General features: G+C 66.5%; 17 protein-coding genes. 10 read left to right on the forward strand and 7 right to left on the reverse strand.

Annotated elements, in window-relative coordinates:
- The first annotated feature begins 79 nt into the window (after window positions 1–79).
- The 4 genes from alr to ACE3TJ_RS05300 are packed head-to-tail and all read left to right on the forward strand — an operon-like array spanning window position 80 to window position 3106.
- Entirely contained in the window at window positions 80–1102 is a 1023-nt protein-coding gene (gene alr, locus ACE3TJ_RS05285; RefSeq protein WP_374594576.1) for an alanine racemase, read from the forward strand.
- On the forward strand, window positions 1099–1884 hold the full coding sequence (locus ACE3TJ_RS05290; RefSeq protein ID WP_374594578.1) for an MlaE family ABC transporter permease: 786 nt from the start codon (window positions 1099–1101) through the stop codon (window positions 1882–1884). The genes alr and ACE3TJ_RS05290 overlap by 4 nt, the downstream gene beginning before the upstream one ends.
- A complete protein-coding gene (locus tag ACE3TJ_RS05295; protein ID WP_374594580.1) occupies window positions 1881–2639 on the forward strand; it encodes an ABC transporter ATP-binding protein in 759 nt (252 codons plus the stop codon). The genes ACE3TJ_RS05290 and ACE3TJ_RS05295 overlap by 4 nt, the downstream gene beginning before the upstream one ends.
- A 29-nt stretch (window positions 2640–2668) precedes the next feature.
- Window positions 2669–3106, forward strand: coding sequence for an iron-sulfur cluster assembly scaffold protein (locus ACE3TJ_RS05300; protein WP_374594582.1), 438 nt, complete (start codon window positions 2669–2671; stop codon window positions 3104–3106).
- Here the strand turns inward: ACE3TJ_RS05300 and ACE3TJ_RS05305 are convergent.
- Window positions 3090–3563 (reverse strand): isoprenylcysteine carboxylmethyltransferase family protein, encoded by a 474-nt coding sequence (locus ACE3TJ_RS05305; RefSeq protein ID WP_374594584.1) that lies wholly within the window; start codon window positions 3561–3563, stop codon window positions 3090–3092. The two genes, ACE3TJ_RS05300 and ACE3TJ_RS05305, sit on opposite strands and share 17 nt — an antisense overlap.
- A 79-nt stretch (window positions 3564–3642) precedes the next feature.
- On the opposite strand from ACE3TJ_RS05305, the gene ACE3TJ_RS05310 reads away from it, so the two are divergent.
- Window positions 3643–5457 carry a monovalent cation:proton antiporter-2 (CPA2) family protein gene (locus ACE3TJ_RS05310; RefSeq protein ID WP_374594586.1) on the forward strand — a complete coding sequence of 605 codons (1815 nt, stop codon included), beginning with the start codon at window positions 3643–3645 and terminating at the stop codon, window positions 5455–5457.
- 1 nt (window position 5458) lies between these two features.
- On the opposite strand, the gene ACE3TJ_RS05315 is transcribed toward ACE3TJ_RS05310, so the two are convergent.
- On the reverse strand, window positions 5459–6340 hold the full coding sequence (locus ACE3TJ_RS05315) for a LysR family transcriptional regulator (RefSeq protein ID WP_374594588.1): 882 nt from the start codon (window positions 6338–6340) through the stop codon (window positions 5459–5461).
- Window positions 6341–6458: 118 nt separating this feature from the next.
- On the opposite strand from ACE3TJ_RS05315, the gene ACE3TJ_RS05320 reads away from it, so the two are divergent.
- The 5 genes from ACE3TJ_RS05320 (at window position 6459) to ACE3TJ_RS05340 (ending at window position 10942) form a co-directional block, all read left to right on the forward strand.
- Entirely contained in the window at window positions 6459–7970 is a 1512-nt protein-coding gene (locus tag ACE3TJ_RS05320; protein ID WP_374594590.1) for a CoA-acylating methylmalonate-semialdehyde dehydrogenase, read from the forward strand.
- A gap of 4 nt (window positions 7971–7974) precedes the next feature.
- Window positions 7975–8367, forward strand: a complete 393-nt coding sequence (locus ACE3TJ_RS05325) for a RidA family protein (RefSeq protein ID WP_374594592.1) — start codon at window positions 7975–7977, stop codon at window positions 8365–8367.
- Window positions 8364–9512 (forward strand): acyl-CoA dehydrogenase family protein, encoded by a 1149-nt coding sequence (locus ACE3TJ_RS05330; RefSeq protein ID WP_374594594.1) that lies wholly within the window; start codon window positions 8364–8366, stop codon window positions 9510–9512. The genes ACE3TJ_RS05325 and ACE3TJ_RS05330 overlap by 4 nt, the downstream gene beginning before the upstream one ends.
- A complete protein-coding gene (locus ACE3TJ_RS05335) occupies window positions 9512–9844 on the forward strand; it encodes a DUF423 domain-containing protein (protein WP_374594596.1) in 333 nt (110 codons plus the stop codon). Before ACE3TJ_RS05330 ends, ACE3TJ_RS05335 begins: the two co-directional genes overlap by 1 nt.
- 72 nt (window positions 9845–9916) lie before the next feature.
- Window positions 9917–10942, forward strand: coding sequence for an NADP-dependent oxidoreductase (locus ACE3TJ_RS05340; protein ID WP_374594598.1), 1026 nt, complete (start codon window positions 9917–9919; stop codon window positions 10940–10942).
- Here ACE3TJ_RS05340 and ACE3TJ_RS05345 read toward each other — a convergent pair.
- The 5 genes from ACE3TJ_RS05345 to ACE3TJ_RS05365 form a co-directional block, all read right to left on the reverse strand.
- Window positions 10939–12465 (reverse strand): methyl-accepting chemotaxis protein, encoded by a 1527-nt coding sequence (locus ACE3TJ_RS05345; protein WP_374594600.1) that lies wholly within the window; start codon window positions 12463–12465, stop codon window positions 10939–10941. The two genes, ACE3TJ_RS05340 and ACE3TJ_RS05345, sit on opposite strands and share 4 nt — an antisense overlap.
- On the reverse strand, window positions 12462–12767 hold the full coding sequence (locus ACE3TJ_RS05350; protein WP_374594602.1) for a hypothetical protein: 306 nt from the start codon (window positions 12765–12767) through the stop codon (window positions 12462–12464). The genes ACE3TJ_RS05345 and ACE3TJ_RS05350 overlap by 4 nt, the downstream gene beginning before the upstream one ends.
- Before the next feature lie 67 nt (window positions 12768–12834).
- Window positions 12835–13476 (reverse strand): trimeric intracellular cation channel family protein, encoded by a 642-nt coding sequence (locus ACE3TJ_RS05355; RefSeq protein ID WP_374594604.1) that lies wholly within the window; start codon window positions 13474–13476, stop codon window positions 12835–12837.
- Entirely contained in the window at window positions 13473–14411 is a 939-nt protein-coding gene (locus tag ACE3TJ_RS05360) for a metal-dependent hydrolase (RefSeq protein WP_374594606.1), read from the reverse strand. Before ACE3TJ_RS05360 ends, ACE3TJ_RS05355 begins: the two co-directional genes overlap by 4 nt.
- A 48-nt stretch (window positions 14412–14459) precedes the next feature.
- Complete coding sequence (locus tag ACE3TJ_RS05365; protein WP_374594608.1) at window positions 14460–15236, reverse strand: class II aldolase/adducin family protein; 777 nt, start codon at window positions 15234–15236, stop codon at window positions 14460–14462.
- Between the last annotated feature and the right edge of the window lie 28 nt (window positions 15237–15264).

Here is a 15264-nt window from a genome sequence, read left to right on the forward strand (position 1 = left end):
GGGTTGCGGAGAGGGGATACCCGCCAACCCCCAACAGGCATTTGCGCATCAGGTGCTGCACGGCTATCCGTCCTCACACATGATCCCGCCGTCCCCTCTCCGCCTCCGCATCGACCTCGACGCCCTTGCCGCCAACTGGCGGCAGCTCCGCGCACTCGCGGGCGTGGAGACGGGCGCGGCCGTGAAGGCGAACGGCTACGGCCTCGGCGCGAAGGCCGTTGTGAACCGGCTCTATGCGGAGGGCTGCCGGACGTTTTACGTCTCCAACTGGCAAGAGGCCGCAGCCCTTGCGGGGCACCCAGCGGACCTGCGCGTGAAGGTTCTGCACGGCATCGATATCGCCGATCTCCCTGCCGTGCTCTCCATCGATGCGGACCCGGTGCTCAGCAGCCCCGAGCAGGTGGCGCTCTGGCGCGCGCACGGCCAGGGCCGGCGCTGCGACATCATGGTGGACACCGGCATGAACCGCCTCGGCTTCGATTGGCGCGGATTCTGCACCGAGATGTTCGCGGGGATGGATGTGGACACTGTTCACTCTCACCTCGCCTGCGCCGACACGCCGGAGCATCCGCTGAACGGGCTGCAGCGCGATCGCTTTGAAGCGGTGGTCGTGGCACTCGGCATCCGCGGCGCGCTCGCGAACACTGCGGGCATCTTCCTCGGCCACGACTACGCCTTCGGCCATGTGCGCCCCGGGATCGGGCTTTATGGCGGCAGCGCGGGCCTACACCAGGTTGTGTTTCCCTCAGCGCGCGTCATCCAGTGCCGCGACGTGCCCGCCGGCGACGCCGCGGGCTACGGCGCGACGTGGACGGCGCCGCGCGACAGCCGCCTCGCCGTGCTCAACATCGGCTATGCGGACGGCTATCTGCGGGGCTTTTCCAACACGGGCGCGGCCCTTGTCGGCGGCAAGCGCGCACCGGTCGTGGGGCGCGTTTCGATGGACATGATCATCATCGACATCACAGACACTCCTGCGGTGGCGCCGGGAGACTGGGTGGACATCACTTACAACCTCGCCGAAGCCGCCGCGCAGTCCGGGCTTTCCGAGTATGAGTTGCTGACTGGGCTCGGCGCCCGCTATGAGCGCGTCTACACATGAACGCACTCGTCACCTTCTTCGCCCACCCGGGCCGCGCCACGCTCGGCGCGCTCGCCAGCATCGGCCGGGTCGCGCTGTTCACGCTGCGCGCACTCGGCGCTGCGGTGCGTCCGCCGTATTATTTCGGCCGTCTCATCGAGCAGATGCTGATCATCGGCTGGTTCTCGCTGCCGGTCGTCGGCCTCACCGCCGTGTTCACCGGCGCGGCGCTCGCGCAGCAGATTTTCGTCGGCGGCAGCCGCTTCAACGCGGAAAGCACCGTGCCCGCCGTCACCGTCATCGCCATCGTGCGCGAGCTCGGCCCCGTGCTCGGCGGGCTGATGGTGGCGGGCCGCGTCTCCTCCGCGATGGCGGCGGAACTCGGCACGATGCGCGTCACCGAACAGATCGATGCACTGACGACGCTGCGCACGGACCCGTTCCAGTATCTGATCGCGCCGCGCCTCGTTGCCGCCGTGATCGTGCTGCCGCTGCTGGTGCTCGTCTCGAACGCGCTCGGGGTGATGGGCGGCTTCCTCATCGGCACGCAGCGCCTCGGCTTCAACGTCACGTCCTACCTCGCCACGACGCGCCAGTACCTCGAATGGGACGACGTCTCGTCGAGCCTCGTGAAGGCCGCCGTGTTCGGTTTCATCATCGCGATGATGGGCTGCTACCACGGCTTCCGCAGCATGGGCGGCGCGGCAGGTGTCGGCCGCTCGACGACGAACGCCGTCGTTAGCGCGTTCGTGCTCATCCTGCTCGCGAACCTCATCATCACCGTGCTGGTGTTCGGCACATGAAGGGCGGCAGCATCGAACTCATCGGGGTCCGCAAGGCGTTCGGGCCGAAGGTCGTGCTCGATCATATCGATCTCAACGTCACGCCGGGCGAATCGCTCGTTGTCATCGGCGGTTCGGGTACGGGCAAATCGGTTATGCTGAAATGCGTGCTCGGCATCCTGCCCATCGACGGCGGCACGATCCGGCTGGACGGCGTCGACCTCGCCGCTGCCTCGCGTGCCGAGCGCACCGAGCTTAGGAACCGCATCGGCATGTTGTTCCAGGGCGGCGCGCTGTTCGATTCGCTGCCCGTATGGCGCAACATCACCTTCGGGCTGACGCGCGGCCGCGCGACGAACGCGAAAGCGATGCACGCGAAGGCGGTCGAGCTGCTCGCGAAGGTCGGCCTCGATGCGCCGGTCGCGGATTTGAAGCCATCCGAGCTTTCGGGCGGGATGCAGAAGCGCGTCGCGCTCGCCCGCGCCATCGCCGCAGAGCCGGAGATCATCTTTTTCGATGAGCCGACCACGGGTCTAGATCCCATTCGCGCCGACACCATCAACCGCCTGATCCGCAGCCTCGTTACCGATCTCGGCGTCACCGCCGTCACCATCACGCACGATATGGCGAGCGTCCGCCGCATCGCCGACCGCGTCGCCATGCTGAAGGACGGGCGCATTCACTGGGAAGGCAAGGTCGCCGACCTCGAAAACAGCGGCAACGACTATGTCGACCGCTTCGTCCACGGTCGCGCCGAAGACGGCGAGGCTGGTTAGACGCCGCCCGCCGCCCTATATCGGCCGCGATGTCCGAACCCCTCTACAACACCGCGATCCTGCGCCTCGCCGCCACGATCCCGCACCAGGCGCGCCTCGCCGCGCCGCAAGGCACGAGCCGGAAGGTCTCGCCGATCTGCGGCAGCCGTGTCACTGCCGACGTCGATCTCGACGACGCGGGCCGCATCACGGCATTCGGGCAGGAGGTACGCGCCTGCGCGCTCGGGCAGGCCTCAGCCTCGATCCTCGGCAGCGGTGTCATCGGCAAGTCCGCGTCAGAGCTTCGTAATGCCCATACTGCGCTCGCCGCGTTCCTGAAAGGTGAAGGCGATGTCCCGGCAGGCTGGCCGGACCTCGAAATCTTCCGCCCCGCGCAGGCCTACAAGGCCCGCCACCCCTCCATCCTTCTCGCCTTCGACGCGGCGGCAAGCGCGGCGGAGGACGCGGCGGTTACAGCCAGCGCCTGACCTTTTCCTTGTAGGCGCGGTATTCGTCGCCGAACTTCGCTTCGAGATAGCGCTCCTCGCGCGCGATTACCTGCCGGTCGATCAGGATCACCACGAAGGGCAGCAACAGCAGCGTCGCAAGACTGTCGAAGATGAGCGCGAGCCCGGCGAAGATCAGCGCCATGCCGAGGTACATCGGGTTCCGCGTCCAGCGGTAGACGCCGCTCGCCACGAACGCCGTCGTTTGCCGCCACGGCTCGGGATGCGTGCCCGCCCGGCGGAAACGCAGCAGCGCTGCGGAGATGAGGCCGAGCCCCGCGATGGCCAGAATCATGCCGGCAATGCTCGCCGCCTTGATGTCGAGCCCGATCGGCGGGTCCCCGAGCAGCCGCCCGATTCCCAGCCCCAGAAGCAGCATCCCGGCGTAGACGAACGGCGGCGGGAAGCGTACCTGTGGGCTGTCCTCGTCGATCTTCATAACCGGTGCCGATGCCTCCGTTTCGCTCTCTTCCTATCTATCGGCCTGTCTCGCGCATCGCAAATCGGGCCGCGCGCTGATGGCGGTTGGCGGCGATTCGACCCTGCTTCGGGACGGTGTGGTGTATCTTGCGGCAGCGGTCGCGGTGGTGCCGCTGTTCCACCGGCTGAAGCTTGGCGCTGTACTCGGCTACCTCGTCGCGGGCATGATCATCGGCCCGCATCTGCTCGGCCTCGTCACCGATCCTGAAGCGACACTCGGCTTCGCCGAGTTCGGCGTCGTGCTGCTGCTGTTCGTGATCGGCCTCGAGCTGCGCCCGAAGCGGCTATGGGATCTGCGCTACGACATCTTCGGGCTGGGCAGCGCGCAGGTGTTGCTCTGCGGGTTCGCGATCACCGGCGCGCTGCTCGTCACGACCGAATTCACATGGCAGGCCGCGCTCGTCATCGGCCTCGCATTAGCGCTGTCCTCCACCGCGCTCGACGTGCAGATCCTGCGCGATCAGGGCAAAATCAACACGCCGCTCGGCACGCGCATCATCTCGATCCACCTGATGCAGGACCTCGCGATCGTCCCGCTGCTGATCGTGACGACCGCCCTTTCCCGCACGCCGGTCGCCGAGGCGCCGGAAGGCTGGGAACTCGTCTGGAAGTCGCTCGTCGCGATCGGCGCGCTGGTGCTTGCCGGTCGTTTCCTCGTGAACCCGCTGTTCCGCCTGATCGCGCAGACGGGCACGCGCGAGGTGTTCGTGATCGGCGCGCTGCTGATGGTCGTCGGTTCCGCGTTCCTGATGGCGAGCTTCGGGCTTTCGATGGCGCTCGGCGCCTTCATCGCGGGCGTGATGCTGGCAGACAGCCCCTACCGGCACGAGGTGGAGGCGGATATCGATCCGTTCCGCGGGCTTCTGCTCGGCCTGTTCTTCATGGCCGTGGGCATGATGCTCGACCTGTCGATCATCCTGCAGCAGCCCGGCCGCATCCTCCTCTACGTCACCATCCTGCTCGGCGTGAAATTTGCGGTGATCGCCATCCTCGCGCGCCTGTTCGGCTCGAACTGGCGGGATGCGGCGCTCACCGGTGTCCATCTCGCGCAGGGCGGCGAGTTCGCCTTTGTCGTGCTGACAGCGGCCGAAAGCGGGCTTCTGCTTGCCTCCGAAGCCTCCAGCCTGTTCGCAGCCGCCGTCACCGTCTCGATGGCGCTGACCCCGCTCCTCATCGCCGGCGTCGACAGGCTCGTTGAGCGCGAAAGCGAGGACCATGACGTCGAAGGCCCGGAAAAGGCCGAGAACGCACCCGCGATCATCGTCGGCTACGGCCGCTTCGGCCAGACGGTGAACCAGCTTCTCGCCGCACGCGGCATCCCGGTCACACTCATCGACCGCAAGCCTGGGCAGATCGAGCTTTCGGGCCGCTTCGGCCAGAAGGTCTATTACGGAGACGGCACCCGCCTCGACGTGCTGCGCATTGCGGGCGCGGAGGAAGCGCAGCTTCTCATCTACTGCAACGACGGCCACCAGATGACGAACGAGATGCTGGGCGCCGTGCGCCGGGCTTTTCCGAACCTGAAGGTGCTGATCCGCGCCTTCGATCGTCGGCACGTCATCCAGCTCGTGAACGCGGACTGCGACGCGGTGGTGCGCGAGGTGCATGAAAGCGCCGTGATGATGGGCCGCGCGGCGCTCAAGGCCGCGGACGTTGACGACGAAGCCATCGACCGGATCGAAACGGAATACCGCCAGCGCGACAGCGAACGCCTCGCCCTCCAGATCGCCAGCGGCGACCTGCGCGCCGGCCTCGATCTCACCTACGGCACCTATCCGCTGCCTGCGAACGAAGGCCTCGGCGAGATCCCGCAGGATATCGACGACGAGGCCGTCCCGGAACGCAGCGCGTAGGCTACAAGAGCACGTCCCGCCGCCGCGCGACAACCTCGTCGATCCACTGCGAAAATGCCGCGATGCGCGCAAAGCGGCGCATGTCCCGGTGCATCACCAGCCAGAAGCTGCGCCTGATCGACACGTCCTCCGCCAGCACCGGCACAACACGCGCATCCTGCGCCGCCATGAATCGCGGCAACACACCGATGCCGCCCCCGCCTGCGACCATCTCGTACTGCGCGCTGATGCTGGTGCTGCGGATGGCGGGCTCAAGGCCGGGCAGCACCTCGCCCAGATAGTCGAGTTCGGGCGTGAAGATGTGATCGGGCACGTAGCCGACGATGCTGTGATCGAGGAGGTCGGCGCGCGCGCCGGGCATTCCCGCGTTTTCGATATAGGCGGGGCTCGCATAGAGGCCGAGCCGATAGTCGGTGAGCTTGCGCGCCACGAGCGGGCCGTGCTGCGGGCGCGCGAGCATGATGGCGATATCCGCCTCGCGGCGCGACGGGCTCAGCACGCCGCTGCCTGCGACGAGATCGATGACGATGCGCGGGTGGCGACGATGGAAATCCGGAAGCGCGCGCGCCACGATCCACGTGCCGAAGCCCTCGACGACACTGACCCGCACCATGCCGCCCGGCCCGGCCTCGCCGGAAACCTCGCCGCCAAAGCGCAGCGCCGCCTGCTCCGCCGCCTCGGCATGTTCCACGAGGGCGCGGCCCCGCTCCGTCAGCACATAGCCTGCAGGCCCCTGCTCGAAGAGTGTCGCGTCGACGTCGCGCTCCAGCCGCGCCAGCCGCCGGCCGATCGTCGTCGCATCGACGCCGAGTTCGCGCGCCGCCGCATTCAGGCGCTGCGTGCGTGCGACGCACAGGAAAATGCGCAGGTCATCCCAGTTCACTGGGCTTCCATACTGCAAAATCGCAGCAGCGTAATGCGAATCTGGGGAATTGCCCGCCGCAGACCGAAAGCGGATAAGCGCGCCAACGCCACTTTCGGCCTATCCTTGGGGAACGAGCATGTCCGGCACCTTGCGCGAAATCGACCTTTTCATCGGCGGCGAGACCGTCCGCAGCACGAGCGGCCGCTTCGGCGACGTGTTCAACCCCAACACCGGCAAGGTGCAGGCGCGCGTCCAGTTCGCGACCGACGCCGAGATCGCCCGCGCGGTCGAGGTGGCGAAGGCTGCACAGATCGGCTGGGCCGCGACCAATCCGCAGCGCCGCGCCCGCGTGATGTTCGAATTCAAGCGCCTGATCGAGCGCGACATGGACAAGCTCGCCGAGCTGCTCTCGTCCGAGCACGGCAAGGTGATCGCCGATTCGAAGGGCGACATCCAGCGGGGGCTTGAGGTCATCGAGTTCTCCTGCGGCATCCCGCACGCGCTGAAGGGCGAATACACGCAGGGCGCCGGCCCCGGCATCGATGTCTACTCGATGCGCCAGCCGCTCGGTGTCGTCGCGGGCATCACGCCGTTCAACTTCCCGGCGATGATCCCCATGTGGATGTTCGGTGTCGCCATCGCTGTGGGCAACGCCTTCATCCTGAAGCCGTCGGAGCGCGACCCTTCCGTGCCGGTGGAGCTTGCCAAGCTGATGATGGAAGCGGGCCTTCCAGCGGGCGTGCTCAACGTCGTCCACGGCGACAAGAGCGCGGTGGACGCCATCCTCGACCATGCCGATATCCACGCCGTCAGCTTCGTCGGCTCGTCGGACATCGCGCACTATGTCTACCAGCGCGGCGCGGCCGCCGGTAAGCGCGTGCAGGCGATGGGCGGCGCCAAGAACCACGGCATCGTCATGCCCGACGCCGATCTCGATCAGGTGGTGAACGATCTCGCGGGCGCTGCCTTCGGCTCGGCGGGCGAGCGCTGCATGGCGCTTCCCGTCGTCGTTCCGGTCGGCGAGAAGACCGCCGCGAACCTCCGCGAAAAGCTCCTGCCCGCCATCGCTGCGCTGCGTGTCGGCGTTTCCACGGATGCCGAGGCGCACTACGGCCCGGTCGTCACCGCCGCGCACAAGGCGAAGATCGAGAACTATATCCAGATGGGCGTCGATGAAGGCGCCGAGCTCGTCGTCGACGGCCGCGGCTTCAGCCTGCAGGGCCACGAGGACGGTTTCTTCGTGGGGCCGAGCCTGTTCGACCGCGTGAAGACAAACATGCGCACCTATCAGGAAGAGATCTTCGGCCCCGTGCTGCAGATGCTCCGGGCCGACAGCTTCGAAGAGGCGCTGCAGCTCCCCACGCAGCACCAGTACGGCAACGGCGTCGCCATCTTCACGCGCAACGGCCACGCCGCCCGCGAGTTCGCGGCGCGCGTCAACGTCGGCATGGTCGGCATCAACGTACCGATCCCGGTGCCGGTCGCCTACCACACCTTCGGCGGCTGGAAGCGCTCGGCATTCGGTGACACCAACCAGCACGGCATGGAAGGCGTGAAGTTCTGGACCAAGGTGAAAACCATCACCCAGCGCTGGCCGGACGGCTCCGCCGACGGCGGCAACGCCTTCGTCATCCCGACGATGGGATAAACAGGTGCCGCGCCAGCGCACCGGGTCCGCCTCACCTTACGAGGCTGAAATCGGCTTCTCCCGCGCCATTCGCGTGGGAGACCGCATTCTCGTTTCGGGCACCGCACCCGTCGAGCCGGACGGAAGCTCAACGCCCGGCGATGCCGAGGCGCAGGCCCGGCGCTGCTTTGCGATCATCCTTGCCGCGATCGAACAGCTCGGCGGCAGCACCGCGGACGTCGTACGCACACGCATGTTCATCACCGATCCCACCGATGCCGACGCTGTCGGCCGCGCCCACGGTGCCGTTTTCCGCGAAATCCGCCCTGCCGCGACCATGGTCGTGATCGCCGCGCTGCTGCGCCCGGAATGGAAGGTGGAAATCGAGGCCGAGGCCATTATAGGAACGAGCGCATGACCCAATTCGATCTCACCGACGACCAGCGCGCGATCCAGGAAATGGCGCAGCGATTCACCGCCGACGCCATCACGCCCTTCGCGGCGAAGTGGGACGAAGACCACGTCTTCCCGCGCGACACGATCAAGTCCGCCGCCGAGCTCGGCTTCGCGGCGATCTACGTGTCGGAAGCCTCGGGCGGCATCGGCCTCGGGCGGCTCGAATCCGCGCTCATCATGGAAGCGATGGCCTACGGCTGCCCGGCAGTCTCCGCGTTCATCTCGATCCACAACATGGCGTCGTGGATGATCGACAGCTTCGGCTCCGAAACCGTGAAGACGAAGTACCTGCCGAGCCTCGTCACGATGGACCGGATCGCGAGCTACTGCCTCACCGAGCCGGGCTCGGGGTCGGACGCCGCCGCGCTCAAGACCAAGGCGGTGCTTGATGGCGACCATTATGTCGTCACCGGCTCGAAGGCATTCATCTCGGGCGCCGGGCAGAACGAGGTGTACGTCACCATGGTCCGCACCGGCGGCGAGGGCCCCAAGGGCATCTCCTGCCTCGTGATCGAAAAGGACATGCCGGGCGTCAGCTTCGGTGCGAACGAGCGCAAGATGGGCTGGCGCGCCCAGCCGACCGCGCAGGTCAATTTCGACGGCGTGCGCGTTCCGGTCGAAAACCTCGTCGGCGCCGAGGGCGACGGCTTCAAGATCGCGATGGCGGGCCTTGACGGCGGCCGTCTCAACATTGGCGCGTGCAGCCTCGGCGGCGCGCAGCGCGCGATCGACGAGGCGCTTGCCTACACGCGCCAGCGCAGCCAGTTCGGCAAGGCGATCGCCGATTTCCAGAACACGCAGTTCCGCCTCGCCGACATGGAGACGGAGCTTCAGGCCGCGCGTATCCTGCTCTATGCCGCCGCTGCGAAGGTGACGGCGAAGTCGCCCGACAAGACCAAGTTCTCGGCGATGGCGAAGCGCTTCGCGACCGACACCGGTATGTCGGTGGTGGACCGCGCGCTGCAGATGTTCGGCGGTTATGGCTATCTGCAGGATTATCCGGTCGAGAAGCTGTACCGCGACCTTCGTGTCCACCAGATCCTCGAAGGCACGAACGAGATCATGCGCGTCGTCATCGCACGCGAATTGATGCGGGCCGCAAACTAGTGGCGCCGCTCGCCGCGCTCGCCGCCCTCAACGGTCTTCTTGCCGTTGCGGTCGGCGCGTTCGGTGCGCACGCGATGACGGACCCGCAGGCGAAGGCCTGGGTCACGACCGGTGCCGTCTATGGTCTCGCTCATGCTGCGACGGCGCTTGCCGTGCTGACGCGTGCGCCCACGGCAGCATGGAGCATGACGCTCGGCGCGCTCATCTTTTCGGGCACGCTCTATCTGATGGCACTCGGCCTGCCGCGCTGGCTCGGCGCGGTGACGCCGATCGGCGGCGTGCTGATGATCGTCGGCTGGGCGCTCCTCATCTGGCACGCGCTTCGCGCCTGACGGCTTAAATAGCGGTGCCGTTCGCCGAAACACGCTAGCTTCCCCTCGATTCGAATCGAGGGAAGACACGCCATGACCATCTCGCAGCAATGGACACTCGCCAGCCGCCCGCAGGGCGCGCCCACGGCAGAGAACTTCAAGTGGGTCGAGACCGAGCTTCCTGCGCCCGGCGAGGGGCAGGTGCTTGCCCGCACGCTGTGGATGTCGCTCGATCCCTATATGCGCGGCCGCATGTCGGAGGGTGCCTCCTACGCTTCGCCCGTGCCGATCGGCGGCGTGATGGAAGGCGAAACGGTCGGCGAGATCATCGAGTCTCGCGACAGCCGCTTCAAGCCGGGCGATATCGTCGCCGGGCGTTCGGGTTGGCAATCGCACTGGGTGCTTCCCGCCACCGAACTGCGCCCGCTCCCCAAAGGCCCCTTCCCGCTCTCCTACCACCTCGGGATACTCGGGATGCCCGGCCTCACCGCCTACACCGGCCTCATGCGGATCGGTCAGCCGAAAGCAGGCGAAACCGTCTGCGTCGCCGCCGCCTCAGGCGCCGTCGGCGCCATCGTCGGACAGATCGCGCAGCGTCTCGGTTGTCGCACCGTCGGCATCGCGGGCGGCAAGGCGAAGTGCGATTTCGTCGTGAACGAACTCGGCTTCGACACCTGCCTCGATCACCATGACGCAAACCTCGGCACCGCGCTCAAGGAAGCGGCCCCCAAGGGCATCGACATCTATTTCGAGAACGTCGGCGGCAAAGTCTGGGAAGCCGTGCTCCCTCGCCTCAACGACTTCGCTCGCGTCCCCGTCTGCGGTCTCATCGCCGGCTACAATGCCGCGAGCCGCGAGGAGCTCTCCGGCAGCATCCTGATGGCCGAGCTGATGCGCGCCGTTCTCGTGAAGCGCCTCCACCTCGAAGGCTTCATCGTCAGCGATTACTGGGCCGAGACGATGCCGAAGTTCGCCGCCGACATGACGCGCTGGCAGGGCGAGAAGCCCTTCGTCTACCGCGAGGACGTGACCGAGGGGCTGGAGAACGCGCCCAAGGCCTTCATCGGGCTCCTTGAGGGCAAGAACTTCGGCAAAGCCGTGGTGAAGGTGGCGGACTAAGCCGCGCGGAGTTCCGCGAGGACGCTTCGCACCGTCTGATCGAGTTCATTCGATCGCTCCGACACGCTGGTCGCGATCTGGTCGGCCTGCTGCATCGCGTTCGCGACTTCACCAAGAACGCGGCCAAGCGCCTCAACGTCGCCCGACGCAGCGTCGATCTGCACGGCCATCTCATCGGCAGCGGATGCGATCTCGGTCGTTGCCCGGATCTGATGGCTGACAGCATCCGCGATGCCCGCTGTCGAGGTGTCGATCGAATGCACCTTGCCTGTTGCATCCGAGATCGCGCTCGAAACGCTGGCGGTCGCCGCGCGGATGTCCGCGAGGTGGCGCTCGATCTGACGCGTCGCGTCTGCGGTCTGAGACGACAGCAGTTTCATCTCGTTCGCAACGATCAGGAAGCCCGACCCGTCACCGGACTGACGCGCGGCCTCGATCGCTGCGTTGAACGAGAGCATGTGGCTCTGCGCAGCGACCTGCGAAATGATGCCGAGAATCTGGCTCGCGGCATCAACGGTGTTGCCGAGCGCCTTGATCTCCGGCTCCAGCTGCTGCGTTGCGCTTGCCGCTTCCCGCGCCGTGTCGCGTGCTTGCCCTGAATTAGCGCCGACGGCGTGGATCGATGACACGAGCGCGCCCGTGTCGGCGACGACGGCCCGCACTTCCTGCTCGGCGCGCCGGTGGGATTTGCGCAGTTGCTCGGAACGGAGAGCCGCACCGGAGAGCAGGCGCACCAACTCCTCCTTGCTGCTCGCGAGCTGCACACCCATGCTGTTGAGATCGGAAACAATCGCGCCGAGCCGCGCCTCCAGTGCATCGGCGACGAGGCGTCTGCGGTCCGCCGCCTCGGCGGCACGGCGCATACTTTCTTCCGCGACGCGATGATGTTCTGCTTCCGCCTGCGCGATCTTCAGTGCCTTCAGACTGGCTTCGGCCTCGCCCCTCGCCACATCGGCTTCCACGCGCAGCGCAAGGCTGCGCTGCGCCTCTTCCGCCTTGCCGTTGACGAATTCGGAGAGCTGACCGACGATCCACAGCAGCATCCCCGTTTGCAGCACCACGATCACGGCATGTAGCAGAACCCGCGGAATATCGCCGCCGCCGGCGAAGACCCAGTCCGGCGCGAGGACGCTGAGCGCAAGATGATGAACGGCGATAAGCCCGGCAGCCGCGATCAGTGCGCGGCGATCACACAGGACTGTGAGCCCGGCCAGCATGGAGAAGAAGTACATGTGCATGTCCATCTGCCACGGGTGGCCGTTCATCAGGTACAAGAACATACCCGGAAAACACACTGCCGTGAGCGCCAGCGTGGTACGCTGGGCAGCATCGACCACCGGAGACCGTAAAACCCAAAGCGTCGGAACAACGGTAAGGGCGAGCGCAATGGCGACGACCGAGAACGTCTCAGCCTTGCCGGTCATTACGCCGACGGCACTGAGGGCAATGCAATTCGCTGCGAACGCGCCAACGAGAAGCCGCGCACCGGCGCGGCGGATCGGGAAAAGGGCGGCGGCGCTCATGCCCGCCTCACCGTTCGGGAAGCGCACGCATTGTCCGTGCCCACAAGTGGCAGCGGCAAGGCTCCTGCGCGAAACAGCGCGGCGACCATCGCGCCCGGCGAGCCACTTGCAACGATCGCGCTGCCGTCAGGGCTGATCTGCAGGATGCGCGCATTGACCGCGCTGAGGTGGGGCACAAGACGCCCCGCGTCGCCGCCCTGCAAATCGACACCCCTGACGAATGCCGTGGGCGCGGAAAGCCAGAGCGCAAGCGGCGCTGCGGCAATGCATATGAGTTGAACGAAAGTCCGCACCTTCACCATACGCAACTCCCTGCCTGTTCAAAGGCTTAGAGCTTAAATGGTTAAGGACACGTTTGCCGTGGCACGCTCATTCACTTCCTGGTGCGCGCGGCGCCGTTACGCCAAAGCGGACGCTGACCATCCGCAAAGCGAATGTCGCCAACGCGCCCACGATGCCCACGGCGGCCGACGGCAGGCCGAGCGCGTCGCCCACGACGACGACCGCAGCGCCGAGCATTGCCGCGAGCGCATAGAGTTCGCCGACCTTGAGGACGCGTGGCACCTCTGCGAGGAGGACGTCGCGGAGCGCGCCGCCACCAACGGCTGTGAGCACGCCGAGCAGCACCGCGGGGAGCGGATCGATACCGTAGGTAAGCGCCTTGCGCGCACCGGCGACGGCGAAGAAGCCGAGCGCCATCGCATCGAACAACATCACGGGCTGGCTCGCCCGTTCGATCAGGCGGTGCCCGAAGAACACCACGATCGCGGCCGCCAGCGCGGAGGGCAGGTATAAGGGATTCGCCAACGCCGCAACGGGGGTTGCGCCGATGAGCATGTCGCGCGCCATGCCGCCCGCGAGACCGGTGACAATCGCCAGTACGAACACCCCGAACACATCAAGCTTGTGCCGCACAGCGAGCAGCGCGCCGCCAAGCGCGGAGACGAAGATCCCGGCAAGGTCTGCCCAGAGCTCGACGGGGCCGAGCACGACCGGAGGAAGTTCGTTCATTGCGCCGGCTCCTGCACGGTCGCTTCTATGCGGAACAAGGCCGGGCCCCGACTTTCCACGAAACGCGCGTCGTTGAGTACAACGCGGGCGGCACCGCTTTCCCGCGTCACCTCGGCGAACGGTAGCCGCGACCAGTAGAGGAAGTCGGCGATTTCCTTGCTTTGCGCCTTAGCGGCGAGAATGGCCGGGTCGTCCATGTGCGTCGCGAACGGCACCTCCACAGACAAACGCGGCGGGAGCAGGCTCGCCTCGCCGTAGCCGTAGCGGCCTCCCACGTCGTAAATCATCTGGCGCCGGAACGGGTTGATCGGCGGCGTGTTCGCCACAACCTGTTGCGGCTTTCCATAGCCCGCGGCGTCCACGGCTTCCGCCATTTTCACCTCCGCGACGTGGCTACCGTAGCCCATCAGACCGATATAGGCCGCCACAACGACGAGTGCCGCACGCGCCGGGCCCTCGCGCTTTCGGCGGCGGGCAAGGAACACACCGAGGCCGAGCGCAAGCCAGACCCACAGGTCGATGATGAACAACGTGTCGCCGTAGAACCAGCGCTCGGAAAACGGCATCAGCAGGCGGATACCGTAGACGTTCAGGAAATCGAGCGCTGGATGCGAGAGCACGCCGATCGCCGAGAGCACGAAGAGCCAGCCGAGATGCACCGGCAGCCGGCTTTCCGGCCGCGTTCCGCGCCGGGCCTGCCAGCGATCGAACGCCTGCATTGCAAAGGCAAGGCCGGGGATCATGATCGCCCACGCCAGCGGCCCGTGCGTGATGCCGCGTCGGAATGCGAGGTTCTCGCCAAACGCGAGCCCGATCACATCGATGTCGGGCAGGTTGGCTGCGATGACGAGCGTGGCGACGCCAAGCCCCGTCCTGCGTTTCAGCCCCGCTTCGCCGAGCGCCCATCCGGCGAGTGCGTGTGTGAGATTATCCATTGGCCGCGCACCTTATTGGGCGGTGCGCCCGCGTTCAACGGCGCTCGGTCAGTTACGGAACGAGGGGTCGATCCGGTCCAGCTTCCGAAGGAGTGCAGGCCATGCGAGCATCTTGTTGAGCATCATCATCCCCGGCCCGGTCGACTGGTCCTTCACCTTTTCGGGCGTGCCCTGCGGCGGCGTGTTCAGGTTTTCGCGCCCGGCAGCGAGCATGTGGACCTGCGCTTCGCAGGCACGCTCCAGGAAATACATGCGCATGAACGCGTCAGCCACCGTCTCGCCCACGGTGAGCGTGCCGTGGTTACGCAGGATCATGGCGTTCTTCGTACCCATGTCCGCGACCAGCCGCTCGCGCTCATCAAGGTCGGTCGCGATGCCTTCATAGTCGTGGTAGGCGATGTCGTGCTGCGCGACCATCGCGGTCTGCGTGTGCGGCAGCAGGCCGAAATCCATCGCCGAAACTGCCTGCCCATAAGGCGTGTGCAGGTGAACCACGGCCTTTGCATCCTCGCGCGCCATGTGGATCGCAGAGTGGATGGTGAAGCCAGCCGGATTGGTGACGTAGGGCGTTTCGCCGACAGCGTTGCCGTGCACGTCGATCTTCACGAGGCTCGACGCGGTGATCTCTTCGAACATCAGGTTGTACGGGTTTATCAGGAAGTGATGCTCCGGCCCCGGCACGCGCACCGAGAGGTGCGTGAAGATGAGGTCGTCCCACCCGTAGTGCGCGACGAGGCGGTATGCCGCCGCGAGATCGACGCGGGCGCTCCACTCCTCGTCCGAAACCTTGCTCTGCACCGACGGCATCTGGATCGCGGTGGCCATGATCGTCTCCCCGGCATTGTTCAGCCTT

This window comes from Sphingosinicella sp., from assembly GCF_041916975.1.
Classification (GTDB): domain Bacteria; phylum Pseudomonadota; class Alphaproteobacteria; order Sphingomonadales; family Sphingomonadaceae; genus Sphingosinicella.